Annotated in this window: 25 protein-coding genes; 7 read left to right on the plus strand and 18 right to left on the minus strand. The window is 40.2% G+C overall.

Annotated features, from left to right (window positions below):
* Window positions 1-142: 142 nt before the first annotated feature.
* Together DXB73_RS01220 and DXB73_RS15035 are read right to left on the minus strand one after the other, a co-directional pair.
* Window positions 143-1,084 (minus strand): Abi family protein, encoded by a 942-nt coding sequence (locus tag DXB73_RS01220; protein ID WP_015540935.1) that lies wholly within the window; start codon window positions 1,082-1,084, stop codon window positions 143-145.
* A 161-nt stretch (window positions 1,085-1,245) separates the two neighbouring features.
* On the minus strand, window positions 1,246-1,371 hold the full coding sequence (locus DXB73_RS15035) for a hypothetical protein (protein WP_015540934.1): 126 nt from the start codon (window positions 1,369-1,371) through the stop codon (window positions 1,246-1,248).
* A 250-nt stretch (window positions 1,372-1,621) separates the two neighbouring features.
* Between DXB73_RS15035 and DXB73_RS01225 the strand changes: the two genes are divergently transcribed.
* A complete protein-coding gene (locus DXB73_RS01225; protein WP_118689879.1) occupies window positions 1,622-3,868 on the plus strand; it encodes a tetratricopeptide repeat protein in 2,247 nt (748 codons plus the stop codon).
* A gap of 37 nt (window positions 3,869-3,905) precedes the next feature.
* Here the strand turns inward: DXB73_RS01225 and DXB73_RS01230 are convergent, their stop codons facing one another.
* The 5 genes from DXB73_RS01230 to DXB73_RS01250 form a co-directional block, all read right to left on the minus strand.
* The gene (locus DXB73_RS01230) at window positions 3,906-4,778 is read right to left on the minus strand and encodes an ATP-binding cassette domain-containing protein (protein WP_118689880.1); all 873 of its coding nucleotides are present in this window, start codon (window positions 4,776-4,778) and stop codon (window positions 3,906-3,908) included.
* 3 nt (window positions 4,779-4,781) lie between these two features.
* Window positions 4,782-5,267, minus strand: a complete 486-nt coding sequence (locus tag DXB73_RS01235) for a transporter (protein ID WP_118507673.1) — start codon at window positions 5,265-5,267, stop codon at window positions 4,782-4,784.
* Between the two features lie 167 nt (window positions 5,268-5,434).
* Window positions 5,435-6,505, minus strand: coding sequence for an ABC transporter permease subunit (locus DXB73_RS01240; RefSeq protein ID WP_117688332.1), 1,071 nt, complete (start codon window positions 6,503-6,505; stop codon window positions 5,435-5,437).
* Window positions 6,506-6,621: 116 nt separating this feature from the next.
* The gene (locus DXB73_RS01245) at window positions 6,622-7,800 is read right to left on the minus strand and encodes a HAMP domain-containing sensor histidine kinase (RefSeq protein ID WP_117688331.1); all 1,179 of its coding nucleotides are present in this window, start codon (window positions 7,798-7,800) and stop codon (window positions 6,622-6,624) included.
* On the minus strand, window positions 7,788-8,462 hold the full coding sequence (locus tag DXB73_RS01250) for a response regulator transcription factor (RefSeq protein ID WP_014080778.1): 675 nt from the start codon (window positions 8,460-8,462) through the stop codon (window positions 7,788-7,790). The genes DXB73_RS01245 and DXB73_RS01250 overlap by 13 nt, the downstream gene beginning before the upstream one ends.
* 220 nt (window positions 8,463-8,682) lie before the next feature.
* Here DXB73_RS01250 and DXB73_RS01255 point away from each other — a divergent pair, with 220 nt between their 5' ends.
* From DXB73_RS01255 to mobQ, 6 genes are all read left to right on the plus strand, one after another.
* Entirely contained in the window at window positions 8,683-9,600 is a 918-nt protein-coding gene (locus DXB73_RS01255; RefSeq protein WP_117688329.1) for a ParM/StbA family protein, read from the plus strand.
* A 3-nt stretch (window positions 9,601-9,603) separates the two neighbouring features.
* Complete coding sequence (locus DXB73_RS01260) at window positions 9,604-9,987, plus strand: hypothetical protein (RefSeq protein ID WP_005348488.1); 384 nt, start codon at window positions 9,604-9,606, stop codon at window positions 9,985-9,987.
* A 24-nt stretch (window positions 9,988-10,011) separates the two neighbouring features.
* Window positions 10,012-10,728 (plus strand): replication initiator protein A, encoded by a 717-nt coding sequence (locus DXB73_RS01265; RefSeq protein ID WP_005348487.1) that lies wholly within the window; start codon window positions 10,012-10,014, stop codon window positions 10,726-10,728.
* On the plus strand, window positions 10,725-11,582 hold the full coding sequence (locus DXB73_RS01270) for an ATP-binding protein (protein WP_055214936.1): 858 nt from the start codon (window positions 10,725-10,727) through the stop codon (window positions 11,580-11,582). The genes DXB73_RS01265 and DXB73_RS01270 overlap by 4 nt, the downstream gene beginning before the upstream one ends.
* 170 nt (window positions 11,583-11,752) lie before the next feature.
* Window positions 11,753-11,974, plus strand: a complete 222-nt coding sequence (locus DXB73_RS01275; protein ID WP_005348485.1) for a DUF3847 domain-containing protein — start codon at window positions 11,753-11,755, stop codon at window positions 11,972-11,974.
* Window positions 11,975-12,110: 136 nt separating this feature from the next.
* On the plus strand, window positions 12,111-13,820 hold the full coding sequence (mobQ, locus tag DXB73_RS01280; RefSeq protein WP_118689881.1) for a MobQ family relaxase: 1,710 nt from the start codon (window positions 12,111-12,113) through the stop codon (window positions 13,818-13,820).
* 141 nt (window positions 13,821-13,961) lie between these two features.
* Here mobQ and DXB73_RS01285 read toward each other — a convergent pair whose 3' ends face one another.
* From DXB73_RS01285 to DXB73_RS01335, 11 genes are all read right to left on the minus strand, one after another.
* Window positions 13,962-14,342, minus strand: a complete 381-nt coding sequence (locus DXB73_RS01285; RefSeq protein ID WP_117688327.1) for a DUF4825 domain-containing protein — start codon at window positions 14,340-14,342, stop codon at window positions 13,962-13,964.
* Window positions 14,343-14,403: 61 nt separating this feature from the next.
* Window positions 14,404-14,820, minus strand: a complete 417-nt coding sequence (locus tag DXB73_RS01290) for a YjdF family protein (RefSeq protein ID WP_005335528.1) — start codon at window positions 14,818-14,820, stop codon at window positions 14,404-14,406.
* A gap of 435 nt (window positions 14,821-15,255) precedes the next feature.
* Window positions 15,256-16,017, minus strand: coding sequence for a helix-turn-helix transcriptional regulator (locus tag DXB73_RS01295; protein ID WP_024853912.1), 762 nt, complete (start codon window positions 16,015-16,017; stop codon window positions 15,256-15,258).
* Between the two features lie 322 nt (window positions 16,018-16,339).
* Window positions 16,340-16,711, minus strand: coding sequence for a TnpV protein (locus DXB73_RS01300; RefSeq protein ID WP_117688326.1), 372 nt, complete (start codon window positions 16,709-16,711; stop codon window positions 16,340-16,342).
* A 31-nt stretch (window positions 16,712-16,742) separates the two neighbouring features.
* A complete protein-coding gene (locus tag DXB73_RS14755; protein ID WP_243103964.1) occupies window positions 16,743-18,563 on the minus strand; it encodes a class I SAM-dependent RNA methyltransferase in 1,821 nt (606 codons plus the stop codon).
* A 189-nt stretch (window positions 18,564-18,752) separates the two neighbouring features.
* A complete protein-coding gene (pheA, locus tag DXB73_RS01310; RefSeq protein ID WP_243103965.1) occupies window positions 18,753-20,045 on the minus strand; it encodes a prephenate dehydratase in 1,293 nt (430 codons plus the stop codon).
* Window positions 20,046-20,081: 36 nt separating this feature from the next.
* Window positions 20,082-21,254 carry a hypothetical protein gene (locus DXB73_RS01315; protein ID WP_118689882.1) on the minus strand — a complete coding sequence of 391 codons (1,173 nt, stop codon included), beginning with the start codon at window positions 21,252-21,254 and terminating at the stop codon, window positions 20,082-20,084.
* A 123-nt stretch (window positions 21,255-21,377) separates the two neighbouring features.
* Window positions 21,378-22,388, minus strand: coding sequence for an ABC transporter substrate-binding protein (locus DXB73_RS01320; RefSeq protein WP_118689883.1), 1,011 nt, complete (start codon window positions 22,386-22,388; stop codon window positions 21,378-21,380).
* 93 nt (window positions 22,389-22,481) lie between these two features.
* Window positions 22,482-23,861, minus strand: a complete 1,380-nt coding sequence (locus DXB73_RS01325; protein ID WP_118689884.1) for an aminopeptidase — start codon at window positions 23,859-23,861, stop codon at window positions 22,482-22,484.
* A gap of 534 nt (window positions 23,862-24,395) precedes the next feature.
* A complete protein-coding gene (locus DXB73_RS01330) occupies window positions 24,396-25,394 on the minus strand; it encodes a nucleoside recognition domain-containing protein (RefSeq protein ID WP_118689885.1) in 999 nt (332 codons plus the stop codon).
* Between the two features lie 126 nt (window positions 25,395-25,520).
* The gene (locus DXB73_RS01335) at window positions 25,521-26,900 is read right to left on the minus strand and encodes an MATE family efflux transporter (protein WP_118689886.1); all 1,380 of its coding nucleotides are present in this window, start codon (window positions 26,898-26,900) and stop codon (window positions 25,521-25,523) included.
* Between the last annotated feature and the right edge of the window lie 29 nt (window positions 26,901-26,929).

A 26,929-nucleotide genomic window follows, 5' to 3' on the forward strand; every position in this document is an offset into this window, starting at 1 on the left:
GTCCCAACTTTATTTTAGTACTTGTTCCAACTATTTTCAATACTTATTTTCTTATTGACTCATTTCTTTGTCAATCCTATAATTAATACAAAAAAATCCTCTAAGACAATAGGTATTTCACTATCTCTTAGAGGATATTTCTTTACTTTAAATGGTATCTGGTAATATTTTTCCAGTTTTCCGGGAAACCCATTTTATTCAATAATTCCGTTTCGCTTATATGCTCTACCTCTCTGTTTACTCGGTCAATCTCTTTTATAAGCTTTCTTTTAAATTCCAGAAAATCTTTTCCAGGTAATAGATATCTAAAAGCAATCACCACAGCAAACAGATCCTGTTTTCCTTTTTCATACTGATTACCGCTCTGTGGTAATGAAAGTTTTTTATGAAGCGGTGTATCCGCAATAGCATCTACTGTTCTGTATGTAAACAGTCGTTCCCCATGGGCACATACATTCCTATACTTAGTGAGAACAGATAGAAACTGCTCCATCTGATGCTGATTCAAAGGTTCAAAGTTTTTTGATACTTTTGATTTTAAAGATTGAGGAAATACTCGAAACATTTTTGATAAGTTTCCAAACGTAAGTACATTTGCCAAAACCCATAATGGAATTTCACCATATGTCTTGCGGTAATAGTTGATATATGTATAATCTGTGGTCGTTGTTGCCCGTTTCAAGGTCGCTATCAACTTTACGATTGTTGCATGATTTCTTTTTGTATTATTATAATTATTAGCATCCAGGTACTGCTTCTGCTCTGCTCCATACATTTCAGTAAAATAGTATGACATCAAAGAACGCATCTGTCGCTCAATCTGCAGTAAATATTTAAAGAACAACTCTCTAAGCTCTGCATCAAACTTATACAGACTGACTATTTCTTCAAAACTTGTTCCTACTTTATATTTCTTTGTATTCGATATTCTAAAAAGATGTTTATATCCTCCCATAAGAGGAAAATATCCTATTTGACGTAACATCTCTTCCGCATATTCTCTGTCTTTTATTTTTATTCCCTTTTCATCACTGATCCAAGAAACCTGGTCACTAAAAGAAGAGAATTTTTTCGGTGTCTGCATATCATTTCTCCTTAAAACAAAAGAGGGAGAGACCCGCAGGCTCTCCCCCGCCTGTAGGCTTCGCAAGTTTCTACAGAACGATCACTGAGCTTAGTATACGTCATTTTAAATGTCCTGTCAATACGCCAAAACATTCTTAGCCATACCCGCTCAGAAGTATTCTATGCTGTTTTTTCTTCCTTATTCTGTTTTTCTTCCTCCAACTCCCGGAGGACTTCTTCGCCGTACTTATCAATCATCCGTACCAGAAAATCAATGCACCGCTCAAATTCAATATTCTGTTGCATAAGCTCCTCCCGTCATTGTTTTGATCTGAGCTTATTTTACAGAACCTGCCGGAAAACCACATTGAATAGAAATTGATTGCAAATTGACACAATCACTTTAAAAATATCCACATTTTCTTGAACCGAATATATGTTCGTGTTATGATAGATATACTCAATCTTAACTACGAAAGGGGAATTTCTATTGAATCGATGCGATTTTTCTTCTATTAGCACTTGCTTAAAAAATCATATCAGCGAAAGTAATCAAATGAGTCAGCCTGATTTTTTATACGAATTATTTGAAGATTTTATGGATGATCCGGCAAATCAGGATTTTTCAATGGACAACGGTCTGGTTTGCCGCTGGATGACTGGTCAGGCTAAAATCAGTCCTAAAATATCCGCTTACTATTCCAAGCCATCCAATCAGGAAAAATTAGCCCATACCATCCACCAGAATCTTCTTCCACTGATGTCTGACTGTAATATGACTATACAAGATATTTACACTTTATTCATTCAGGATGACAGCATCTCAGATGCAAAAAAGAAAAATCTGGCTTCTCTGTACAAACCAGCCAGTTCAAGACTGCTGTTTCTTGCAAAACTGATTTCTTTTGGCATGGAACGCCAATTCATCAAACGTAATACCAAAAATCAGAAGCTACTCGCCGGAGGGGCTTTATCCCCCATTGTGCTGGATTATATTATGGATAGTGAGGTTCCGAAACCATGCCGTCATTTTATCGGAAGAGATAAAGAACTGGAAGAATTATATACCATGCTTGAGGAAAACCGTCATGTTTTTCTTTACGGAATCGCCGGCATCGGAAAAAGTGAACTTGCCAAAGCCTACGCAAAGCGGTACATGAGGCATTACACCAATATCCTTTATGTAGAATATACCGGCAATCTTCATCAGGATATTACTGACATGGATTTTATTGATGATCCACCAGAAATCAGTGAACAGGAACGGTTTCAAAGACATAACCGTTTTCTGCGTTCCCTGAAATCTGATACTCTGCTTATCATAGATAATTTTAATGTCACTGCTACACAAGACAGCTTTCTGTCAGTAGTATTAAAATATCGCTGCCAGATTTTGTTTACAACTAGAAGCAAACTGGATGAATACTGTACTCTGCCATTAAAAGAAATATCAGATATGAACGCTCTCTTCCAGCTGGCATCAGTATTTTATTCAGAGGCAGACACGTACCGGGCAACAGTTGAAAAGATCATCGAAACTGTTCACTCTCATACTTTTGCCGTGGAACTGGCAGCAAAACTTCTGGAAAATGGAATCTCGACTCCAGACCAGTTATTAACAAGACTTCAGGTGGAAAAAGCATCTTTCCATAACGAAGATAAAATTAAAATAATCAAAGATGGACAAAGCAGCAAAGCCACCTATTATAGTCATATCCATACGCTGTTTTCTTTATACACTTTATCTCTTAAACAGCAGGATATCATGTGTAATATGTGCTTTCTTCCTTCCACCGGTATTTCTGCCCGTATATTTGCCAAATGGCTGGAACTGTCCACACTAAATGAAATCAACGATTTAATTGAGACTGGTTTCGTTCAGACAACAACACGTCGCACTATCTCTCTGCATCCGATGATTCAGGAAATCACCCTTTCAGAGACAAAACCATCTGTAAGTAGTTGTCACACGTTGCTGGATTCTTTACAGCACATATGTTTAATGCATGGAATGGAAGTAGATTATTATAAAAAGCTATTTCAAACAATCGGAAATATCATAGAATTGATTGAAAAAGATGATATGCCAAAGTATCTGCTTTTTCTGGAAAATGCATTTCCATACATGGATAACTATAACTATCACAAAGGTATGAAGGGAATCATTCAGGAACTGAAGGTGCTGTTAAAGACAAAAAGCATTGGCACCAACTCTGACCGGGCGTTATTACTGGATTTTCAAGCAACCCTTGAAACCAAACCTGAAAAAGCAATAAAACTGGAAAAGGATGCACTTGCCCAGATAGAAAATATCACTGCTGACAATGCTCGTCTTGTTTCCAACCTTCATGCCAATCTCGGTGGACTTTACCGCATGAACGGTCATCCCGATCTCGCAAGAGAACACATGGAAAAAAGTATCTCACTGCTTGACCAATTTAACCTGCTTCATATAAATGACAGCATACCTCAGATTGCCAATTATGCAATGTTCCTGACAGAACAGCAGGAACCCGAAAGAGGCATCTCCGAATTGCAAAAATTGTCCGGCATCATCAAGGAATACCATTCCGATGACTGTCTGGATTATGCCAAAGTTCAGGAAACCCTTGGAACCATTTATTTGATGACCGCCAATCTTTCACAAGCCAAAACACATTTTAAAAGAGCTTTCAAAATATATGAAAAGATCTGGGCTGATGAACCAGAAATGATTGAAGCAAAATATCAGGAAATTCAGGAGTTATATCCACAGATTGGATTTTGCATTGGAAAAAATCTATCCGGTCTTTTAACAAAATAAGCATAATTTACGGCGGGCAACTTGCCCGCCGTTATATTCAACTATTCGTCAAATAAAGATATGCATCTTCTAAAGTGATATCATTATCCAGGACACAATTCTCATTTGGCTTTCCTTTGCTTAATACTTTCATATGAATTCCATTCTCTACATACTGCTTAGATGATATAGAATAATTGGCTTCTAACAAACTGGCTTCTTCTGCATTTTGTACCGTACAATTCCAAACACAGCCCTTTGCATTTTCCAGCAACCTACTCACGCTTCCGGAATATAAAAAACTTCCTTTTTTCATAATAGCAAGCTGTGTACAGGTTGCTGCTAAATCTTCTACTACATGAGTGGAAAACAGCACAGTTCTATCCTTTGAAAAATCAACCAAAAGATTGCGGATCCTGATTCTTTCTTCCGGATCTAACCCGGTGGTAGGTTCATCAATAATCAAAAAATCCGGATTATTAAGAAGTGCCTGTATGAGTCCGACACGTCTCTTCATACCACCAGATAATTGCCGCATTTTTTTATTCTGATGCTCTGTAAGAGAAGTCTTTTCCAAATAATAGGTAATTCTTTGTTTGAGGTCATTTGTGGATACTCCTGATAGTCCACCCATATATACAAGGCATTCTTTCACCGTAAGATTCGGATATAAGTCGATTTCCTGTGGAAGATAACCAATCTTTTTCTGTATTTTTTCATAATTTCCCTCGTTATACAGAATTCCATCAAGGGAAACCATTCCTTCCGTTTGTTTTAAAACAGTTGTAAGAACCCTCATCAAAGTGGTTTTTCCGGCACCATTCTCACCCAAAAGTCCGTAAATTCCCTTAGGTATTTCAAGAGATGCCTTATTTACTGCAACTACACCATTTTTAAATCTAACTGTTAAATCATTTATTCTAATACTCATAATCTATCCTCTTTTCTTTAAAGTCATTGGTAATACTGCAAATAAAAACAGCCCCGCTATAAAAGACACAAGCGTTCCATAAATCCAACTCTCGGACATTAATTGAGTAGGTTCACAAAAGCTGAAAGAAAACAATCCCAGATTTCCGAAAAATGAACTTCCCGCTTTTGATATAAGTCCAATGACAATTCCAAATAAACATCCAATACCTGCCCACATATTTCGAAGTAATGTACACAAAATCACAGAGCATATACTCCAAAGCCAGATAGTTCCAAACATTGCAATGAAATATAAAAGAAATATCTGAATACCCGAAATGCCTTCGTTTACACTGCCCGGTTTTTGCCAGAAAAACAAAACATATCCAACACAGGAAAGCATTAATAAATATAATATTTGAACGCCCACTCTCTGCGATATTACTTTTAACTGCTTTTTTTGATCATACAAATGAAATACATCGGCACGCTTACTTTTTACTTCCATCAAATATGTGTCACTACAAAAAATAATTGTTAAAAATGCTATTGGCGACTGAATCGCTGAACCGATTTCTTCATAGTATATAATCGGATGAATAGCACACAATATCAGTATAAATGCACATGAATAAAAAATCTTATATAACGACAGGCAGTTTTTTAGTTCCGTTTTCAATGAACCCTCCTCCTTTTCCAGATTGTAACAGAAATACATACTAATATAACTGATGAAATTACAAGAATAATCTGATTTATGTTTGACATTTTGGCTACATGTGTTTCAAAAAATCTGCCAGGGAATCGCACCATAATAGAGAACGGTCTCATATAATAAATATCATTCTTCATGGTCAGCATATTTGAATATATAATGTGTAAAAACAAGATTGGTGCTGCCGGAAGCGGATTTTTAAATATTACTGCTGTAATTGTATAGACACAACATATCATCAAAAGATTCGGAATAATATAGATCAGAGAATTCACGCAAAAATCAATTGGTGTTACTGGAAAGCCCGATTCTAAAGACGTTTTCAAACACAGCATAAAGAATATAACATTCAAAATCACTAATACTCCCAGCATACTAATGAATCCGCTTATTACTTTCCCACATATATATTGGACTGCCGTAACAGGCTTTGTATGTAATAATTCATAGGTACTTTTTCGTGTATCCTGAATAAATAAAAATGATAGCAAGACTGTTGCAAAAAAAGCCATATGCAATCCTGCAAAATCCGTAAATTTTTTGGCAAAGTACCAGGAAAAAGAATGTTCGGATAATTTCCGCTCGATATAATGATTGATTTCTTCTGCTGTCCCCTTATGAATTTCAAGGTCATCATAAGCATATATTGCATTATAATAGCCATATTGGGATTCCAAAAACTCAGAAGCAGTCTTTACATCCATATTCTGAATTTCTTTCATTACATGATCTGCTTCCTGCCTGCTAAATCCAAAACCATTTTTGGAGGTGTCCATTAACGTCTCTTTGATCGTATCTTCCCACTCCCTTCTTCTTTCTTTATCATCAGATGTGGGAATGTACCCATCCATGACATCAGCATCTTCCAATGCTACGTCATTTTGTGTGATCTTTTCATTCGGTTTGATATAATGAATTTGCAAATACGATGACAGACATTGATACATACTGGCAACTATAATAATCAAGCCAATCCACAAAACAGGGTTCTTTAAATAATCAAGTATACTTCTTTTTATGATTGTTTTCATTGTATCTCTTCCTTTCTTTATTTCTTTAACAACATCATACAAATCAATTCTCAATAAATTCACAACAAAAAAGACTAAAACCACTTTATTTGTGATTTCAGCCTTATAAAGTATTTTTATTCAGCTTTGAAAAGAGCTTCTACATGAGCACCGCCTTGTCTGGCATTATATATTTTCAAATTTCCTCCATGCTTTTCACAGAAAATACGAGAAATATACATACCAAGGCCAAAATGCTTTAAATCATCTTGTGGATTCTTATGATAAAATGGTTCTGTTACTTTTTCCTCAGTATCCACAAACCCTATTCCATCATCTTCAACAGAAATTATAAGAAAACCATCCTTTTTCTTTATCTGCAAAGCAATACTTTTTTGTGCATATCGAACCGCATTTTCCAGTAAGTTGTCTGTCACTTCCATGACAAGTTCCTCATCCACTTTCACAATGTTTTGTTCCTGCACTCTTTCTACCTTACATAATTTACTTTCCTTCTTGGACAGCATGGCAGCTTCTGCCTCAATCTTTTTTGCCAGTTCCGATAATTCTATCTCTGAGCATTGCAGTTCCCTCTGTTCTAAATGGGACATTTTTCTCATGTTTTCCGTGAAATGCTCTATACGGTCAATCTGATACATGCCTGTTTGTAAGATATCAATAACATCCTCTGTTTTTATACTCTCAGAAGAAACAAACTCTAAGAGCATTTCCTGATACCCTCGCAATATGGAAAGTGGAGAACGTATATCATGTGCAATTGCATTCCGCAAAGCCTTCTCGTCATCAATCATTCGCCACATCTTTCTGTTGTTATCTGCTAAAGCACTTCGCATCATTTCAAATTCTTTACACAAAGTTCCCATCTCATCTTTATTTTCATAGGACACATGAAAATCCAGTTCATTATCTGCAATCATTTGTGAGGCATCTTTTAGTTCCTGTAGAGGTGTCTTTAACTTATTTTTATAAAAAAAGAATACCGCAACAACACTCCCAACAATCGAAAAAATCAGTACCGAATATGTTTCCATAAAGTCACACATTTCCGAAAGATGATAGTCCAAACGATTCATCTGCGATTGATTAGGTCTTGATATCTCAATCTCGTATTTCTTTCCATATTGCTGAAACACGTCCGTATAATCTGCATAATCAATATATTTTTCCCATATTTTATTCTGCATATTTCCTGCAAAATGAACTGTAAATCCAGATAACAGAAATGCTGCCGTTAAGCTGATCACAAAATAAAGCAGAATTGTTTTTTTCAGTGACAAGTTTCTTATTTTTTCCATCGGTATCCAATCCCCCATACAGTTTCTATGTATTCTTTTTCTGAATAATCCGCTATTTTTTTCCTTATACGCCGTACTAATTCCGTTATCGTTCTACTGTCCCCTTCCGCATCATATCCACAGACTTGTGCATATATACGTTCTTTATCAAACACCTGCCCTGGATGCATGGATAAGAATTCAATAATCTGATATTCAATTTTTGTGAACTCCATCCTGTGTCCAGCTATAGCTACTATTTTTTCAGAATAATCAATCAGCATTTCATCCATGAAACGGTATTCCGTTTTTTGTTGATGCCTTTCTTCTCTCTTTATGTTTGTGACAATCCTTGCTTCCAACTCCCGAAGACTAAATGGTTTCGTAATATAATCATCCCCACCTGAAAGCAACCCATTAATTTTATCATCTTCGTCAACTCTTGCTGTCAGAAATAAAATTGGACATAACACTTTACTGCGTATCAGACGACATACTTCAATCCCATCCATGCGTGGCATATTGATATCCAACAAAATAATATCCGGTTTCATTTTTATTTTATTTAATGCTTCCATTCCATCTGTAGCCGTAATGGTTTCATATTGTTTCATATTAAAATAACTACAAAGCATTTTCACCAATTCTTTATCATCATCGACAACTAAAATCTTGTATTTCATCCAAACCACCTCCAGTATCCATATTATACGATAAAAAACAATGAAATCACAACAAGAGTACATGAAGAACGTAAGCACAATATATCTTTTTTCTCAATTCCTGCTCAATTTCCCCTCAATGCCTTTTTCCTCCGATTTTCGTATGCTTATCCCACAGCAGAGCAGTACCACACCGGTACGACCTGCTGAATCAATCAATACGAAAACGGAGGTATTTTTTATGCGAGAACTCAGAAACACCAAAATCATTGCTGTAGATCATGGCTACGGCAATATGAAAACAGCAAACACCGTCACCCCAACCGGCATCAAAGCCTATGAAACTGAACCAATCTTCACCGGGAATATTCTGGAATACAACGGCATTTACTACCGGATCGGCGAAGGACACAAAGAATTTATCCCGGATAAAGCTATGGACGAAGAATATTATCTTCTGACGCTAATGGCTATTGCAAGGGAACTGAATGTCTTTTCCATCCGTGAAGCAGATGTTCATCTGGCTGCCGGACTTCCTCTGACATGGATCAGAAATCAAAGAGAAGCTTTTCGTTCCTATCTGCTCCAGAATCCAGAAGTCCATTACCGTTTCAACGGCAAAGAATATCATCTCCGCTTTGTGGGATGTAGCCTTTACCCACAGGGATATCCGGCTATTGTAAACCACCTTGGAAATTTCAAGGGAACTAATCTCCTTGCAGATATCGGAAACGGAACCATGAACATTCTGTATATCAACAATAAGAAAGCACAAGAAAGCCGATGCTGGACAGAAAAACTTGGTGTAAACCAATGCATGATTGCTGCAAAGAACGCTGTTCTGGACAAATTTGGAGTGAAGATTGAAGAATCTACAGTAGAACAGATTCTGCGGTTTGGAACAGCTGACATTTCAGCACCATATATGGATTGTATCAGTTCTATTGCCAGACAGTATGTGGCAGAACTTTTTTCCACACTCCGCAAATATGAATACAATCCTGACCTAATGCGCCTGTATGTAGTTGGCGGCGGTGGATGTCTGATCCGTAACTTCGGAACGTATGACAAATTACGAGTCACCATCATTGATGACATCTGCGCCACCGCCAAAGGTTACGAATCTCTGGCTTATATGAGCCTGAAAAGGAGGGGATAAACCATGCAGAACAATATCCGCAACACAAACCTGCGCTTTAATCTGGACAAAGAACAGCAACGGAGAGCCTGGGAATATTTACAGACGATGGACAGGCAGGATTTTAAATCTTACAGTCAGGTAATCTCTCTTGCACTGGTAGATTATTTTGACCGCTACTACCGCACACAGGCTGATCCTTATCTGGAAACAAGAGAACGGGAAGAACTTTTTGTGAAACAGATTGTAGATGCAGTGGAAAACAGTCTGAAACAGGCATTGCCACTTTTTCTTTCCGGACTGACTGCAGGCATGGCGCAAAGGGAGCCCCAAATCAGGGCATCCTTTCCAGCACCTGAAAATTCACAGCCAGATAGTGATGTAGACTGGGATTTTCTTGGGGAATAAACCCTTTTGATTGGAGGTGAACACATGACTGACTTTCTGACAGCAGACACCAACCTGCCATCTTATATGATGTTTCCCCGTTTCCTTCTGGACATGGAAATAAACGAAACTGCCAAAATGCTTTATATTATCCTGCTCGACCGGGCAAGGCTTTCCCAGAAAAATGAGGGGTGGTCAGATACAGACGGTCATGTGTTCATTTACTTTACGATTGAAGCACTGGCAGAAGTTCTCCACAAAAGCCAGATGACGGTTAAAACTGCTCTGGCAGTACTGGAAAAACAGGAGCTTATCTTCCGAAAACGGCAGGGTCCCGGACAGCCCAATCGGATTTATGTAAAACTCCCAAAAGAAACCATCCACTATACAGACAGATTTCTTTCCCTAAGACAGACAAAAAACTGTCCTATTGACAGACAGGATTCTTTCCCTGATACAGACAGAAAACTGTCTGGTAATAAGAAAGAGATAAAAAAGAACAATTTAGCAATAAGAGGGAGTAAGGAGCCACTCTCACCCTATGGAAAATTTCAAAATGTTTTTCTGTCAGAAAAAGAGCTTGAAGATATCCGGCAGACAATCCCTGACTGGAAGGATTATATTGAACGCTTATCCGGTTATATGGCTTCTACCGGAAAGCAATATCAGAACCACGCAGCTACCATCATCAGTTGGGCAAGACAGGATCATCCTGCTTCCCGACAACGAAATTACGAAAGTGAGGAATACGAAACATTATGACAAAATTTATAGAAAAACCAACAGCTATAACCCCAAACAGAGAGCTTCAGTCTGATGAATATTTTAACGAAACAGACCACCTGATCTACTGTTCCAAATGCAATACGCCAAGGCAATGCAGGCATGAATTACAGGGAAAGGTTCTTATTCCTTCCATCCGCTGTAAATGCCAGCAGGAAATCTTTGAGCAGGAAGAAGCCCAGAGAAAACTTCATGAAAAACAAATGGAAATAGAGCATCTTAAAACCAGCGGCTTACAGGACAAAGCACTCTATGACTACACTTTTGCCAGGGATAACGGCATCAATCCGGAAATAAAACTGGCACACAATTATGTAAGCAACTGGGAAGAGATGAGAGCAAATGCTTCCGGACTTCTCATCTGGGGTGATGTCGGTACTGGAAAATCTTTTTTTGCAGGCTGCATTGCCAATGCCCTTCTGGAAAAAGGCGTTCCTGTACTGATGACCAACTTTTCCCGAATTCTAAATACCCTTACCGGAATGCATTTTGAAGACAGAAACCAGTTCATCAACAGCTTAAACCGCTACAGTCTTCTGATTATTGATGATCTCGGAATTGAGCGGAACTCTGACTTTGCACTGGAACAGGTATTCAATGTGATCGACAGTCGTTACCGCAGTAAAAAGCCCCTGATCATAACGACCAATCTCACTTTATCAGAGCTGAATAACGCCGCTGATATCGCACACAAACGAATTTATGACCGTATTCTGGAGAGATGTATTCCTGTCCGTATCAATAACCGGAATATTCGTCAGGACAATGCAACAGCTAATTTAAAACAGGCAAAAAGAATTCTGTTAAACAATCATGCTCCGAACCAGAACTGAAGCAAAGAAGCATAACACGATAATTATTCTTCACTGACAGTGGTACTACTTTCTTTCCTTATTTATCACCAGAAACATGCCACTGTCAGTTATCCGAAACTATAGTACCAAACCATAAGATTTTAAAACCAATACTGCCCGGATACGGGCATAAAAAGGAGGTGCCAGATATGGCAGATAAAAAAATCATGACACCGGAAGAAAAAGCACTTTTACAGGCAAGACACCGCCAAGAAGAAGCCGAAGCAAGAAATCGCAAAAAAGAACGTGATGCCAGAACACACCGATTAGTCCAGGAAGGAGCCATTTTGGAAAGTATTGTTCCCCATATTAAAGAAATGGATTTGGATTCCCTGAAACGGGAGCTGATAATCCGGCTACGAGGAATGTAAACGCACAAGTTCTACTCCCGAAGGGCGCACTTACTCACCACCCGATAAATCGGGCGGTGGTATCCCCTACGGGGCTCGTGCGCTCTGCCGAGGGCTTTTCCGCTGTTGCAGGCAACATCGAAAGGAGGTGCCAGATATGGCAATTTATCATATGCAAGCCAAAGTTGTCAGCCGTGGTTCCGGACGTTCCGCTGTCGCAGCTTCTGCTTATATGAGCTGCAGCCGGATGTACAATGATTACGATGGCATCCAGCATGATTACACCAGAAAGCATGGACTCATTTATCAGGAAGTATTGCTTCCACCGATGGCTTCACCAGAATGGAAAGACCGTGAACAACTCTGGAATGCTGTGGAAGCTGCAGAAAAAACAAAAGACAGCCGACTGGCAAGGGAATTTGTTGTCGCACTTCCCGTTGAATTAGATAAGGACAGTAATATTTCTCTTCTAAAAGATTTTATTCAAAAGAACTTTGTAGATATGGGCATGTGCGCTGACTTTGCTATTCACGATACGGATGGACACAATCCTCATGCACACATTCTGCTTACCGTCCGTCCACTGAACGAAAACGGAACATGGCAGTATAAAACAGAAAAAGAATATCTCTGCATAAAAAATGGAGAAGAAAAAGGATTTACAGCTACTGAATTCAAAGCTGCTCAAAAAGATGGCTGGGAAAAGCAATACAGATATAAAGTTGGGAAAAAGAAAGTTTATATGACCGCATCTGTCGCACAGGAAAAAGGCTATGACCGCATCGACAAGCATCCAAAAAGCAGCCGCTATGGCAGACAGAATCCCATTTCTGAACAATGGAACAGTGATGAGCAACTCTGTATCTGGAGAGCAAACTGGGCAGATACTGTAAATGAAATGCTTGCCCACAATCAGATAAATGCATCCATTGATCACCGCAGCTTTGCAGATCAGGGAATCACCGAACAGCCGACCATCCACGAAGGCTATATTGCTCAAAACATGGAAAAGAAAGGAATGATAGCTGACCGCTGTGAAATCAACCGCCAGATTCGTGCAGATAACCAAATGCTCCGGGAATTAAAAGCTCAGGTAGAGAAACTGGCTCAAGCTGTCAAAAATTCTATTCCTGTAATTGCAGAAACAATGGAAACTATCCGAAATCATATGATCTTTACACAATATCATTTACTTCATAATGAGATGCAAAAAGAAGTAATTCATGATTGGATGAATCATTTTAATCCAATACTGAATAAATACAACACCGTTAAAAAGAAACTCAAAGCTAAAGTTACAGAACGGAAAGAGCTGAATGTAGAAAAAGAGAAAACCAGTATTTTGAATCCCATCCAGCATATAAAATTGAATCAGCAGCTTACAACTGTTACCGAAGAAATTGAAGAACTGAAATCAAGGAAAGAGCAGCTAATCTTCCAGGCACAATGCTCTACTGATAAAGATATGATGAATCTATCCAAGAAATATGACCAGATGAATAACAATCTTGATATTCTTGATTCTCAGGACATCTCCCTTAAAAAACAGCTTGAAAAAGACGCCGTTGCTTTCCGGGAAGAAAAATTTCGTCCTGATCCAGAACAATACACAGAATTGCTGGACACCAGAATCCAGATACGTCCTGATTTTCGGGATAAGCTGATCGAACAGCTTAAAGGTACTTTCGGTAAATATTATGACTATCACCGTCATGATATTGCAGCCAATGAGGTGGATTATCTCAATGTGGAAGATCCTGATGTCTTCTCCCATCGTGCATGGGAACTGAAATATCAGAGGAAACGGGAAATACGGCGAAATCAGCCTGCTCAATCTAAGAAAAAATCACATGATATGGAATTGTAACCGTCTTTGAATAGATAATATGTTCTTACAAATCTCTTGTTCAAAAATGAGTTTTTTTCAAAAAAGCGTATGGATTTAAAACTTCCATACGCCTTTTTATATTCCGTTCTTCAAATTGTCTAAAAGTTGACTAAAAATATATCACCGTTCATATGATGCAATAATTTCTTTGCTATCTGCTGTTTTATAATCAATTGTTCCCAAATTACCAATCAAGTCAAATGTCATATCTGCATTAACCTGCAATTGATCTTCAAGTTTGACTGCCGACGGCTCATCTTTTAGAAAAACTGTTAATCCATAAGGCTCTGTTTCAGACTGTATCTCTATACTGTCATATGAGTATCCCTCTGGATACTCTTGACCGCTTACAATATTTATAACATTTGAAGAATCTCCTACATAATCTGTCTTATACTGCGATAAATCAGGAATTTCGTACAATTTTTCTTTTTTTCCGCACGCTGAAATCAACATGATTGACATGGCGACTAACATAATTGCAAGTACTTTTTTCTTCATAGAAACACCTCCCGAAAGCTTTATTCAACACTTTTCGATTTGAGTAAAAGGCCAAGGGACTTTAATGTCCCTTATGCTTTTCTCTTTTCTTTCGCTGTTTCAGTTCAAACATTCGCTGCTCTTCTGCCTCTTTTTTCTTGCGTCTTTTCTCTTTGCGTTCCTGCTTGTTCTGTTCCTGCTGTAATTTCAACGCCTGTTGCGATTTTGTACCAATGCCTATTTCCAGCATCTGCTTCTTTACTTCCCGCTGCATCCGTTTCGGATTTCTTTTGATATCCTTTACAACAGTTTCAACAACCGAACTGAATTTCAAACTGAAATAGCACTTTTGAATATATTCCTGTACTTCATAATCTTTTGGCTCTGCACCAAATGTTACCTTTGCCACAGATAGTTTACCATCTTCGATGCGTTCAAAGATTCCCACCCAAAACGGCTCTTCAAAAAATACTGTCAGCTTTCCATTTACTTTGTCCATAAGAATCCCTCCTAAAATTGATTGAACAAAGAATGGACAACCCGGAGGGGCAGGTTACTTACCCTATTTATATAGGACGGCCGGGCTACCTACCGGCTCTGGCACATCAAAGATGTACGTTGCGTTTTTATCTTTGCGTTTATAATCAAGCCATATGGCACGATTAACTTAATTCTATAACTTCTAAGTTACATTCCTCAAAAATCTTCTTGCTTCCTAAGATTCTATCTTCTGTTCAAATCATACCATATGATTAATGCATTTTCTATATACTTTCTTGATACCCAGCAAAAACCAGAAAAAAGCTCCCGAAGGAGCTTTCCACGTTCTAAATGTATGCTAATTCGCTTAACACAATCTCTTCTGCATCATTTCTTATTTCCCATGAAGAATGTTGTAAATTAGTAATATCCACAACGATAACAGGTAATTTAATTATTCGTATTTTTTCCCGATAATGTAAATCGAAACTACCATACCACCTAATATCATAATTAAGAAAATTTTACTTAAAATATCCCATAAAGCTATATTGAGACAATTGATTATTATAATACCTGCAAGAGGATATAGAACAACCGTTGCAAGTGTCCAAATTTTTAAAGTTGTACAGATGTACATCCAATTTCCGTTGTTAAAGGATAAACCAACTAGATGTATTCTAAAAATTCCTTGTGAAACATAATTTATCTTGTTTGCATCATAATATGTTGGTAATATGTCTTTGGCAAAGAAACAAAACCATGCACCAAATAAAAGCATTAACCCTGTAACCAGCAATATATCATCTTTCATCTCAGCTATTGAATTCCCAGATACGACTAACATAATAATTTCTGTAATAGATATTAAAAAGCATAGCAAATATGCTAATATCCAGTTTTTTCTATGCTGATGAATAGAATTCCTAACAGCCATATCGAGAGAGCCTACTACCAATTCCTCGACTTCTTTTGTATCAATATTTTTCTGTGTATCTATTTTTTCTCCACGTAACAATTCTGTAACGGTAACATCTAATATATCAGCTATTGGTATGAGTAATACGACATTAGGCATACTAAGACCACGTTCCCATTTGCTGACCGTTTTATCTGATACATATAATTTTTCAGCCAAATCCTTTTGAGTTAAATTCTTTTTCTTTCTTAATTCGGTTACAAATAAACCGAATTTTTCATTACTAATTTGATACATACATCCACCTCCTGCACACATATTATAATGGGAGTACGCATAAATCAATCGACTAGCAGTAGAATTGCAGAATATTAGCACAAATATATCAAATAATCTCCCCATTATAATTATTTCTGTGAAGTTATATTCGGATATTTTTTAAGCCATACTATGAAGTAATTAAATCTGTGTAACTTATAACCATGGCAGAAAAAAACAACCTTCCGGAACTTAGAAATGGTCACCTGATATGGAATTGTAATTTGATTCTTCTTTGAACCCTTACAAATGCAGAAGCTGAACAAATAGGAGTTTTCTTCCTACCTGTTCAGCTCTTTATTTACCTGTAAATCAATTCTTTTAACACAATCTCTTCTGCCATATTACGAATACCATTTACCGCCCTAACCCATTCCATCTGGTCACGAGCTTTCATTTCTTCCGTAATGCCCTGCCTCTCCATCATCTGATGCACCAGAACTTCCATTCTCTCCTGCGCTTCATCATCCACAAGATTCAGATGTTCCACCAGTCTGTCTTCCAACATATACAGTGAATACATTGCCGGACAATGCTCTTTCAGATACGTTTTCCGCATTATTCCATATTTTCCATAATGCGGTTCTTCATCTGTACTGACAAGATTCGGATAGTAAATTCCGTCTGCTCCCAGTGTGTAGGTTCCACCCATTTTTTCAAATGTGCTTTTCATGTGTTATTCCTCCTTGAAATCAGCGATATCCTTAAATCATCGCAAAATATTTCAGGGCAGCCTTGATAGCATCTTCTTTCTCTTTCGGACACTGTGGCACTTTTGGATTTTCTGTCTTTGGCAGATTATAGTTCTCTCCTACTTCAATTCCACATTTCCTTTTGATTTGAGAAATATATAAATTTGAAACCTTCAAGCCAAATTCTTTCAGCACATAATCTTTGATTTCCTGATAGGTCGCTTTCGTCTCTGCACTGGTTGCATCCAGCTCATCTAAGTCTAAGTCGATCTCTATCGTGTCATCTGGTTTTTGTTGGGACAAAAGAACAACCGTCTCTACATGCACAGTCTCAGGGAATAAATCCACATTACTGACCCTCTTCAACTCATACCCGCGCTCCTGGAACACCGCCAGATCCCTTGCAAAGCTTGTTGGCTTACAGGAAATATACACGATGTTTTTCACGCCATAGTCGATGATCTTTTGCAATGCCTTTGGATGGATGCCGTCGCGTGGTGGATCAAGGATGATGTAGTCTGGTTTTTCCTCGATATCGTCAATGACTTTGAGGACATCTCCGGCTATGAATTCACAATTATCCAGACCGTTGAGGGCAGCGTTTTCTTTTGCAGCCTCGACAGCCTCTTCTACGATCTCGACACCGATGACTTTACGGGCAACAGGTGCTATGAGCTGTGCGATCGTGCCTGTTCCGCTATACAGGTCAAATACGACTTTATCATGCAAATCTATTGCATATGTTTCTGTGGCATTGCCACCTGATGCTTTTCCGTTAAGCGCATCACTGCCCGGTGTATTTTCTTCGCCCGGTGTATTTTCTGCCATATTTCCGTTGCCGGTTTCTCCTGCATTTCCAATATTAATCTCACCTAACACATACTCGCGGGCACGCCGATAGAGCACTTCTGCCCCACTTGTATTTGTCTGGAAGAAGGAGAATGGGGAGATTTTGAAGGTGAGTCCTAAGACTTTCTCTTCAAACCAATCTTTGCCATATAAGATCTTTGTCTCGTCGCTTTGTACGACATCGCCCAGACTGTCGTTACAGATCTGCAGAATACCTGTGATCTGTCCCTCAAGAGGGAGGGCAAGCAGGCGGCTGACAAGCTCGCTATAATCGATTTCCTGCTGTGTGGAGGTGACGAGTGCTACGAGCATATCACCGGACACTTCGGCACGGCGAACGAGCAGATGACGAAGTACGCCCTGATGATCGCGTTTATGGTAATACGGAATGTTGTTTTCTTTGGCGTATTCTCGCACGCAGGCAAGGACTGCAGAGTAATCAGGATGTACGATCTGACAGCCCTCCGCATCGACGATATCATGAAAGCTTCCTTTTTTGTGCAGACCGAGCGTCAATGGACCGTCTTTGACGGCATCTCCAAAGGAAAATTCCATTTTGTTACGGTATCCCCACTCTCTGTACTGTCCATCTTTTCGTACTGATAAGATTCCATCGTACTGATAACCATCTCCTTCGTAGACGGCATCGATCAAGCGAAGCACTTGTTCTTTTTTGAGGGTGAGCTGCTGTTCATATGGAATTTTCTGATAGTTACAGCCACCGCATGTACCAAAATTTGGACACTTCGCCTCTCGCGTTTCTAACTGTCCTTTTTTTAGGACAGCGCGCAAGCGTCCTTCACATTTATTTTTGCGTGCTTTCTTGACAGAGAACTCTACTGTCTGTCCGGGAAGTGCTCCTTTTACGACAGCATATTCGGTTGCCACGCTTTCGTCAGGCTGTGGCACCTTCGCCTTTACAACTGCTTTATTCGGAAAGTCAACGCGTTCTACCACGCCTGTTAAAATCTGTTTCTTTTTCATGTCTATCCTCATTTCTGTAACTGCAGATTTTATATTTATCTATTTCTGCATCAATAATTTTCATGCTCATTCATTTCTGCATCAACAGTTTTATTGCTTATTCATTTCTGCATCAACAATTTTTATGTTTATCTAAATCTGCACTAACAGTTTTACCATTCATTTATTTCTGCACCGGCAGATTTTCCATTATTCTCTTGGCTTGTCCGCAAAGTTACCCATGATCTTTAAGTTGCTGGCATATTCTTCGATCGACGCCATCGCATTTTCCACACCGGAGTCCTGCAGATTTCCGGTAAAGTCAACGAAGAAACGATATTCCCAACTGCCTTTGTGCATTGGTCGGGACTCGATCTTAGTTAAGTTCAGATCGTTATAATAAAAGTTTGCCAACATATGATACAGGGTACCAGCCTCATGTTTTATTTCAAATGCAATGCTGACTTTATTGGCATTTTTTACATATATTTTTTGATTTGAAATAATGATGAAACGAGTATAGTTTTGGTTGTGCTGATTGATCTTTGGCTGCAGCACGGTAAGACCGAACTCCTCAGCTGCGCGCACACTGGCGATCGCTCCCTGTGATCTGTCGCCCTCTTCTGCAATTTTCTTAGCAGCGCCTGCCGTGCTGTCATATTCCACACCACGAATGGCAGGATGTTCCTCTAAGAAATCTGCACACTGCAGCAAGCCCTGTTGATGAGAATACACAACTTTCAGATCATCGATGGAAGCTCCCGGAAGTCCCAGTAATGCCTGATCGACCTTGATAACATGCTCTGCCACGATAGTCACATCGTGATCGACCATCAGATCATAGATGTCTGCAATGCTTCCGGTGGAAGTGTTTTCGATTGGCACAACGCCATACAGTGCCTCTCCATTTGCAACAGTTTCCATCACTTCTTTAAAAGTTGTTTTGTTAAAAGAGGTGATCTTATCCCCAAAATATTCCAACATCGCCTGCTCGGTAAAGGCTCCTTTTTCCCCAAAATAGACAACTCTGGTGTCTTCGTTGACATCCAGTTTCTCTACTTCACGAAATGGAATATGGTTTACTCCGGGACCAAGTTTTTGATACTGATATTTACGGCTGATGGACATGATCTGGCGAAACAGATCCTCAACTGCTGTCTCGTTAAATTCATTATTTGCCATCTTACGCATTGCTGCGATCTTTTCGTTCTCACGCTGTGGATCATATACCTTCTTTCCGGTACTGCGCTTATACGCTGCAACGTCGTTGGCAACGTCCATTCTTTCCTGAAAGAGACGAATGATCTCTTTGTCAATTTCATCAATTTTTCTGCGGCTTTCTGCTAAATCTATTACCATATTTTTATTCACTGATCTGTCAACCAGCTTATCCTTTCTCTCGGTTTCTTCCGAGCTTTCTTTATCCGGCATATTATGTGATAACCCTATCGCTATTAGAATACCATATTCCTTACCCTCTGCACAAGGAACGAAAAAAAACATCCGGTGATCAAATCACCGGATGCCCGTTCATTCACTCTACTGAAAACCTTTCAAGAAAGATGCTTTCGAATCTCCCTTATTTTTTCTTCCGCCTCGCTCTGCCTGCTGCATTCTATGAAGCTCTTCATCATCGAACTTGGACTCTTTGAAGTTGTCCTCCTCCAACAATGCTTTCAGATCAACTTTCTTTGCTTTTCTAGGCTTAGAAGGCTTCTTCGGATCCGGATGCACTCTTTTGCTCTTTGCGACAGGTGCCTCCTTCTGCTCTGCCTCGGCAGGCTCGTCAGCTTCCTGCGTGTCCTCCTCTGTCGTCTCTGCAGAAGCATCCTCTGCTGAGTCCGTGGCAGCTGCCTCTTCTTCTGCCTCTTCCATTACTGCAGCTTCTGCTTCTTCCGAAGTCTCTTCCACTGCCGGAGCTTCTTCCTGTACAGTCTCTTCTTCTGCGACCTGCTCCTCTTCCTGTGGTGCTGCCTGCTCTTCTACAGGCTGCGTCTCAGGCTCCTGCTTCGTCTCCACGTTCTTTGCGGTATCAGCATCCTCTTTGGACCCAGCGCTCTGTACCGTCTCATTCTTTTTCTTTACCGCTGAATCCTTATGTAGGTCCGACGCCTCTTCTCCTTCTAAGTTGAACTCCGTAGCGTCATCACCAATAAAGATGTCTTTACTGATCGTAATATGTGCAACCAGTGCTGAACCAAAGTATTCGTTCAGAACCGGAACCTGCTCGATTGCTTTTACCGGATCGTCGGACTTGATCATTGTCAAAAATACAGCGAACGGTCTAATATAAACCAAGCACTGTTCCAATGGATATTTTTCCACTTTGATCGTTACCACTTTATCCTTAAATGCCTGTAACTTCTCTTCCACATCGGCATCCTCTGTGTGCAAGCTAAGGAAACTCTTCTTGACTGCCTCAAGATATTCTAATTTACGTGCTTCATTCATACGCTTCTCGATCTGATCGCGCATGATATGCATTTTCTTTGGAGCTGCATCACCAAGATTTGCCTGCTTATAAAGCTTTAAGCACTCTTTCTGTTTGGTATTTAACTCCATGATGCACTGCATCATTTCTGTATTTGCTTTTTCAGGCACAAACTCCTGCATCGTGATGCTTGCCATCACTTCCTTCACTAACGTACTGAACCGGATCATTTCCTCTTCAAGTTCATTGTACGAAGCAAGTAACTGCTGTATTTCGTTCATCCCTACCTGTCTCCCTTCACGTTAAAATAATCCTTCAAAATAAGTATAATACATTTTGTGAAAAATGCACATAGTTTTTTTACTTTTTTTTAACTTTTTTTACATTTTTTTAACTTCCACAGATCAATCTGCAATATACTCATTCGTAAATCCTGTATTTTCCGGAATTTCCTGATCGTATAAATGCTGCTCATTGACCCATTGATAAAACATATTCCAACGGTCTGCATCAAAAACTCCGAACTGCGCCGCATCATCGATGTAGCAATCCTTTAGATATTCCTGACTGCCTTTTATCAGACGTTCATCAAGATCCGGCACGCTGCTGCATAATATTTCTGCTGCCTTCTCCGGTTTTTTGATGGCATACTCATAGCCTTTTTTGACAGCTTTCAAAAATTTTCTGGCGACATCCGGATGCTTTGTCAGGAATTTATTGTTCGCAATGATAACCGGACTGTAGTAATCAAACCGTTCGTCTAACTGTCGAAACGGCAAGAATGTCGTAACCAGTCCGGCCTGTTCACATTGAATGCCACCCCACTCATAATTGATCCACGCACATTGAATGTCCGAACGGAGTGCCGATACCACATCGTCAATATAACTGGATAATAATGTCACACGCCCAAAATCACCGCCGTCCGATTCCACTAAGGTCTGTATGACTTTTTGGCGAAACAGCGTATCATTGGTCGCCAGCGTGTGATCCTGCAATTTGCCCGGAGAATCAATTCCCTGATCGGTCGATGAGATCAATCCTGCCGTATTGTGCTGCAAAATTGCCGCCACAGCCGTCACATTAATATTTTGATCTCCGGCAAACTCTTCCGCCAGATTGTCCTGCGCATCAATGCCAAATTCAGCATTACCGGATACTACCATGTCGGTTGCACCGTCATCCGGCGGCAGTACGATCTCCACTTCCAGCCCTTCGTCCGCAAAATATCCCTTTTGCTCGGCAACATACAGCCCGGTATGATTCGTATTCGGCGTCCAATCCAGTACCATCGTAAGCTGTGTTTTTGTATCCTTTTTGTTCGTCTGTTTCTTCGTTTGACAAGCGCAAAGATTCACTGACATACTTGCCACCAGGCATAACGCAAGCAAACGCATTCTAAATGTTTTTTTCATACTGATCACTCATGCCTTTCCGCACCTGTTGCTTTAAGTGAGCTTTCGCATTTTGCCACAGACACAGATTCAGCACCACAAATTGTATTCGCTTTATTCCGCTTTCAAAAATGCTGCATAACATTTCTTTGCCTCATACACATCGGCTTTGCTGGTAATCTCCCAAGGTGCATGCATATTTAACACCGCAACACCGCTGTCGATAACCTGCATGCCATACAAGGACAAAATATATGCGATCGTTCCACCGCCGCCAATGTCTACTTTACCAAGTTCTGCTGTCTGATAAGCAACATTTGCATTATCCATAATGTTGCGAAGTTCAGCCAAATATTCTGCGTTCGCATCGTTGGAACCGGACTTGCCACGGCTTCCGGTAAATTTACTAAATACAACGCCTCTGCCAAGATAAGATGCATTTTTCTTTTCAAATGCATCGGCAAATAATGGGTCGTAAGCTGCATTTACATCTGAAGAAAGCATGCGGCAGTTTGCCAGACAGCGTTTCAAGGTAAGCTCTGAATAAGTGCCCTCGAGATTGATCAGCTCTGCCACTACATTTTCAAAGAAATGTGACTGCATTCCTGTTGCTCCAACACTGCCGATCTCCTCTTTATCAACCAGCAGGCAGCAAGCTGTCTTAGCCAGATCTTTGGCCTCTAACATAGCTGCCAAAGAAGTATAAGCACATACTCTGTCATCTTGTCCATAAGACATGATCATGCTTCTGTCTACACCGAGTTCTCTTGCCGCACCTGCCGGTACGATCTCTAATTCTGCTGAGATAAAATCTTCTTCTTCCATGCCATACTGATCCTGCAGCAATTTCAGCACATTTGCTTTGACGGCATCTTTTTCTTCGTCTTTCAAAGGCATACTTCCGATCAAAAGATCTAATTTCTCTCCCTCGATAACTTTAGCTGCCTTTTTCTCCATCTGCGTTCCGGCCAAGTGGATCAACAGATCTGTTACACAAAATACCGGATCATCCTCTTTCTCACCGATGCAGATATCCACCGTCTCGCCATTTTTCTTTACAACCACACCGTGGATCGCTAACGGAAGCGTCACCCACTGATATTTCTTGATCCCACCATAATAATGTGTATCCAGATAAGCCATGTCGCTGTCTTCATACAATGGATTCTGCTTTACATCCAAACGCGGTGAATCGATATGCGCTCCTAAAATATTCATGCCCTGTTCCAATGGCTGCTCACCGATCTGAAACATTGCAACACTTTTGTTCATGCATACTGCATAAATTTTATCACCTTTTTGCAGAGCACGTCCCTGTTCCATAAAGGACTGCAGAGACTGATAACCTGTCGCTTCTGCCTGTTTGATAATCTCTTTCACACATTCTCGTTCGGTCTTGCCAACCGTCAAAAACTCTCGATAGGATTTATTCACTTCTTCTAATTCTGTAATCTGCTCATCACTATACGCTTTCCATGCATTCTTTCTTTCCATCTAAACTCTCCTGCCTTTCCGTTTTTTTACTCTGCTAACCTCTATAGCAGCCAAACATACACCCTTTAGTATACAACATTTTTCACAAAATACAAATTCAGAATCTCAAACTGATTATCTCACAAATTCGCAACGCAAGGGAGCTTGTTCACTTGCGCAGAATTTGTGAACGACAAAATCATAAAGCGCAATGCGCGGCAGATGCGAAGCATCTGGATTTTGGAGTCATTATCTCATAATAATTGCGCATGATTTCTAAATTTTGTTGTCTCTGATGATTGATTTACATGCCTTACGTAAACTTAACCGTCCCGGAAGCAAGGAAATCATCATTTTTGAAAGGGACTTTGCGCTCGTCGTTACTTATGTCTCGTATTGCAGAGACATTAAGTAACGTGACGTAGCGCATCGTAGCGAAAGCGTCCCGTCCAAAAATGGATGATACCTTGCTAAACCGGGACATCTCAGACATTCCTTCAGGCATGTATTCATCAGAGACTTAACAAAATAGCTTTGGATGTGCGAAGTTTGAGTTCAGAATGGTAGGTGAGTGCTGCAGAGCCAGTACAAAATTCCTGCAATGATGCCTTGGCGTATTTTGGCGATAACATATTTGCCGGTGGAAAGATCCGTTTCGGAGATCACACTGGCCGTTTGTGCAACACTGGATAAGCCCCCGAAAGCGCAAAATGCAACCAGAAGCACCTGCCCAGATATCCCGGGGATCGTACTGCTAAGCAGCACGGCGCCGGTGGTGATCTCCAGCGCACTGACGATCCCGGCTTTATATTCCGGTGCAAACGGACACATTTGCTGTACGATGCCTGCCAAAATAGAAAACAAAATGATATAACCGCCTACTTTCGTCAGTATCACAAACGAATGTAAGATGCTCTCATCCAGAACGTTAATGACATTTCCGGCATATGGTTTTTCCTGTTTCCGGCCGGCAAACTCTGCTGACCAACTGTTTTCCAGCCCCAAACTGCGCATAATATGGTGCCTTCCCCGATTGATCACGCTCCCGATCCACCCTGCAATATAGACCAGTATCAATACGATAAGCGGTTTGTGCAGCCCCATGCAGGACACACCGATAAATTCTGTCAAAAACATCGGGCTGGCGTTGTTACAAAACGTTAAAATATATTGTGCTTCTTCTTTGCAAATGCGTTGTCCCCGGTACAATTCTGCCGTAGTCGCTGCACCTAACGGATATCCGGATAACATACCTACAACGACCGCATAACAACCGGATCTTGTAATGCCAAATACCCTTTGTAAAACCGGGGCAACAACACCTGTGATCCGCTCTGTCAGTCCCAATCCCATGATCACAGAAGAAACAATAGAAAAAGGCAACAGTGACGGAAGTACGATCTGAAACCACATAAGCAATCCTTCTTTGGCAGAATCGCTGACAGCCTGTGGAAACAGCAAAAAAACTATAATTATACTTCCGATCACCATCGCCATGATTGTTTGTTTCACGAACACTACCACTCCGTTTTCTAAGAACCACATTCCGTACATGATATGCGTCCGTTTTCGTATCTATTCTCGGTACTCCGATTCCTGTATGTAGCCTTGCTCCAGAGAATGACACTCCGATTTCCGTATCTAGCCATGCTCCAGAGAATGACACTCCGATTTCCATATCTATCCTTGGTACTCCGGGCGCCGCAGCTCTTTCCATCCCAAAGTGATCGCCACAATGGCCGCCATCAGATCAGCCACCGGACCCGCATACATGATGCCATCAATCCCTACAAATAACGGAAAGATAATAATAAGCGGCAGTAAAAACAAAATCTGTCTGGTCAAAGATAATATCATACCTCTCGTTGGTTTGCCGATCGCCGTAAAGAAATTGGATGAGATCGGCTGCAAAAAATTCAAAAACGTAAAAAACAAAAAGATATGAAAATAATTTTGTGCAAATTGAAAATACTCCGGTGATCCCTTTCCAAACAGTGCAATGATCTGATGTGGTAATAACTGAAATAACAGGAATGCAGCCACTGCCAATGTGCCTCCGTAGGAAAGTGCCCGCATATACGCTGCTTTCACACGACGATATAATCCTGCACCATAATTGAAGCTGACGATCGGCTGCAATCCCTGCGAGATTCCAATCACAAACGCCATAAACACTTGATTGACTTTCGTAATAATTCCTACGCAGGCAATCGGGATCGACTCTCCATACACAGAAAGCGAACCATAATATTTCAACGATTTATTCATAACGATCTGTACGATCATCATCGCTAATTGATTACTGCACGGAGCAGCTCCAAGCGCCGTGATCCGCCCTATATATTTTGCATGCGGTTTCAAGTGGCTAAGACACAATGTAACCGTACGGCAATGACACAAAAAATAAACCGCCAAACCGCCGGAGATCATCTGTCCAATGACCGTTGCCCATGCTGCTCCGGCCATGCCCCATTGAAAACCAAAGACAAATAATGCATCTAATGCCGTATTGATCACTGCGCCAACCAGATTGCACAGCATTGTAAGCTTTGGTCGGCCATCTGCCCGCAGCAAATGTCCCCCTCCGGTTGCAACGATGACAAACGGAAAACCAATAGAGACAATTCTTGTATATACACTGGCATAGCCTAACACTTCCCGCGAAGATCCAAAGAATACCATTAACTGTTGCAAAAACAGTTGCGTCACTGCCAACAACACAGTCCCGCAAAACGCCATCATAAACAAGGCGTTTCCCATAAAATAAACTGCTTTTTTCTTTTCCTCTGCTATCGTCTGTCCCAATCCCATAGAAATATTAAAGGCGGATGAACCGCCAATCCCAAATAACAGCGCGATCGCAACACAAGAAATAGAAAGTGGAAATGAAATATTGGTTGCCGCATTGCCAAGTTCTCCTACGCTGTGTCCAATAAAAAACTGATCCACGATATTATACAAAGAACTGACTAACATCGCCACAATGCTGGGCAGTGCAAAGCGATGCAGCAAAGAACTGACTTTCTGCGTTCCAAGCGGATTATCTATCTGTATTCCCATACAAATCACTCTCGCCTTTCTTAAACAAT

It is taken from the genome of Clostridium sp. OM05-6BH (assembly GCF_003481635.1).
Lineage (GTDB): Bacteria > Bacillota > Clostridia > Lachnospirales > Lachnospiraceae > Butyribacter.

Coding starts and splice junctions, on each gene's coding strand:
- DXB73_RS01230 (WP_118689880.1), bottom strand. CDS start 4,778: ATGAGTATTAGAATAAATGATTTAACAGTTAGATTTAAAAATGGTGTA.
- DXB73_RS01335 (WP_118689886.1), bottom strand. CDS start 26,900: ATGGGAATACAGATAGATAATCCGCTTGGAACGCAGAAAGTCAGTTCT.
- DXB73_RS01330 (WP_118689885.1), bottom strand. CDS start 25,394: ATGTACGGAATGTGGTTCTTAGAAAACGGAGTGGTAGTGTTCGTGAAA.
- DXB73_RS01220 (WP_015540935.1), bottom strand. CDS start 1,084: ATGCAGACACCGAAAAAATTCTCTTCTTTTAGTGACCAGGTTTCTTGG.
- pheA (WP_243103965.1), bottom strand. CDS start 20,045: ATGTTTTTTTTCGTTCCTTGTGCAGAGGGTAAGGAATATGGTATTCTA.
- DXB73_RS01270 (WP_055214936.1), top strand. CDS start 10,725: ATGACAAAATTTATAGAAAAACCAACAGCTATAACCCCAAACAGAGAG.
- DXB73_RS01290 (WP_005335528.1), bottom strand. CDS start 14,820: ATGGACAAAGTAAATGGAAAGCTGACAGTATTTTTTGAAGAGCCGTTT.
- DXB73_RS01255 (WP_117688329.1), top strand. CDS start 8,683: ATGCGAGAACTCAGAAACACCAAAATCATTGCTGTAGATCATGGCTAC.
- DXB73_RS15035 (WP_015540934.1), bottom strand. CDS start 1,371: ATGCAACAGAATATTGAATTTGAGCGGTGCATTGATTTTCTGGTACGG.
- DXB73_RS01260 (WP_005348488.1), top strand. CDS start 9,604: ATGCAGAACAATATCCGCAACACAAACCTGCGCTTTAATCTGGACAAA.
- mobQ (WP_118689881.1), top strand. CDS start 12,111: ATGGCAATTTATCATATGCAAGCCAAAGTTGTCAGCCGTGGTTCCGGA.
- DXB73_RS01225 (WP_118689879.1), top strand. CDS start 1,622: ATGAGTCAGCCTGATTTTTTATACGAATTATTTGAAGATTTTATGGAT.
- DXB73_RS01285 (WP_117688327.1), bottom strand. CDS start 14,342: ATGAAGAAAAAAGTACTTGCAATTATGTTAGTCGCCATGTCAATCATG.
- DXB73_RS01295 (WP_024853912.1), bottom strand. CDS start 16,017: ATGTATCAAATTAGTAATGAAAAATTCGGTTTATTTGTAACCGAATTA.
- DXB73_RS01325 (WP_118689884.1), bottom strand. CDS start 23,861: ATGGAAAGAAAGAATGCATGGAAAGCGTATAGTGATGAGCAGATTACA.
- DXB73_RS01275 (WP_005348485.1), top strand. CDS start 11,753: ATGGCAGATAAAAAAATCATGACACCGGAAGAAAAAGCACTTTTACAG.
- DXB73_RS01250 (WP_014080778.1), bottom strand. CDS start 8,462: ATGAAATACAAGATTTTAGTTGTCGATGATGATAAAGAATTGGTGAAA.
- DXB73_RS01240 (WP_117688332.1), bottom strand. CDS start 6,505: ATGAAAACAATCATAAAAAGAAGTATACTTGATTATTTAAAGAACCCT.
- DXB73_RS01235 (WP_118507673.1), bottom strand. CDS start 5,267: ATGGAAGTAAAAAGTAAGCGTGCCGATGTATTTCATTTGTATGATCAA.
- DXB73_RS01315 (WP_118689882.1), bottom strand. CDS start 21,254: ATGAACGAAATACAGCAGTTACTTGCTTCGTACAATGAACTTGAAGAG.
- DXB73_RS14755 (WP_243103964.1), bottom strand. CDS start 18,563: ATGAAAAAGAAACAGATTTTAACAGGCGTGGTAGAACGCGTTGACTTT.
- DXB73_RS01300 (WP_117688326.1), bottom strand. CDS start 16,711: ATGAAAAGCACATTTGAAAAAATGGGTGGAACCTACACACTGGGAGCA.
- DXB73_RS01320 (WP_118689883.1), bottom strand. CDS start 22,388: ATGAAAAAAACATTTAGAATGCGTTTGCTTGCGTTATGCCTGGTGGCA.
- DXB73_RS01245 (WP_117688331.1), bottom strand. CDS start 7,800: ATGGAAAAAATAAGAAACTTGTCACTGAAAAAAACAATTCTGCTTTAT.
- DXB73_RS01265 (WP_005348487.1), top strand. CDS start 10,012: ATGACTGACTTTCTGACAGCAGACACCAACCTGCCATCTTATATGATG.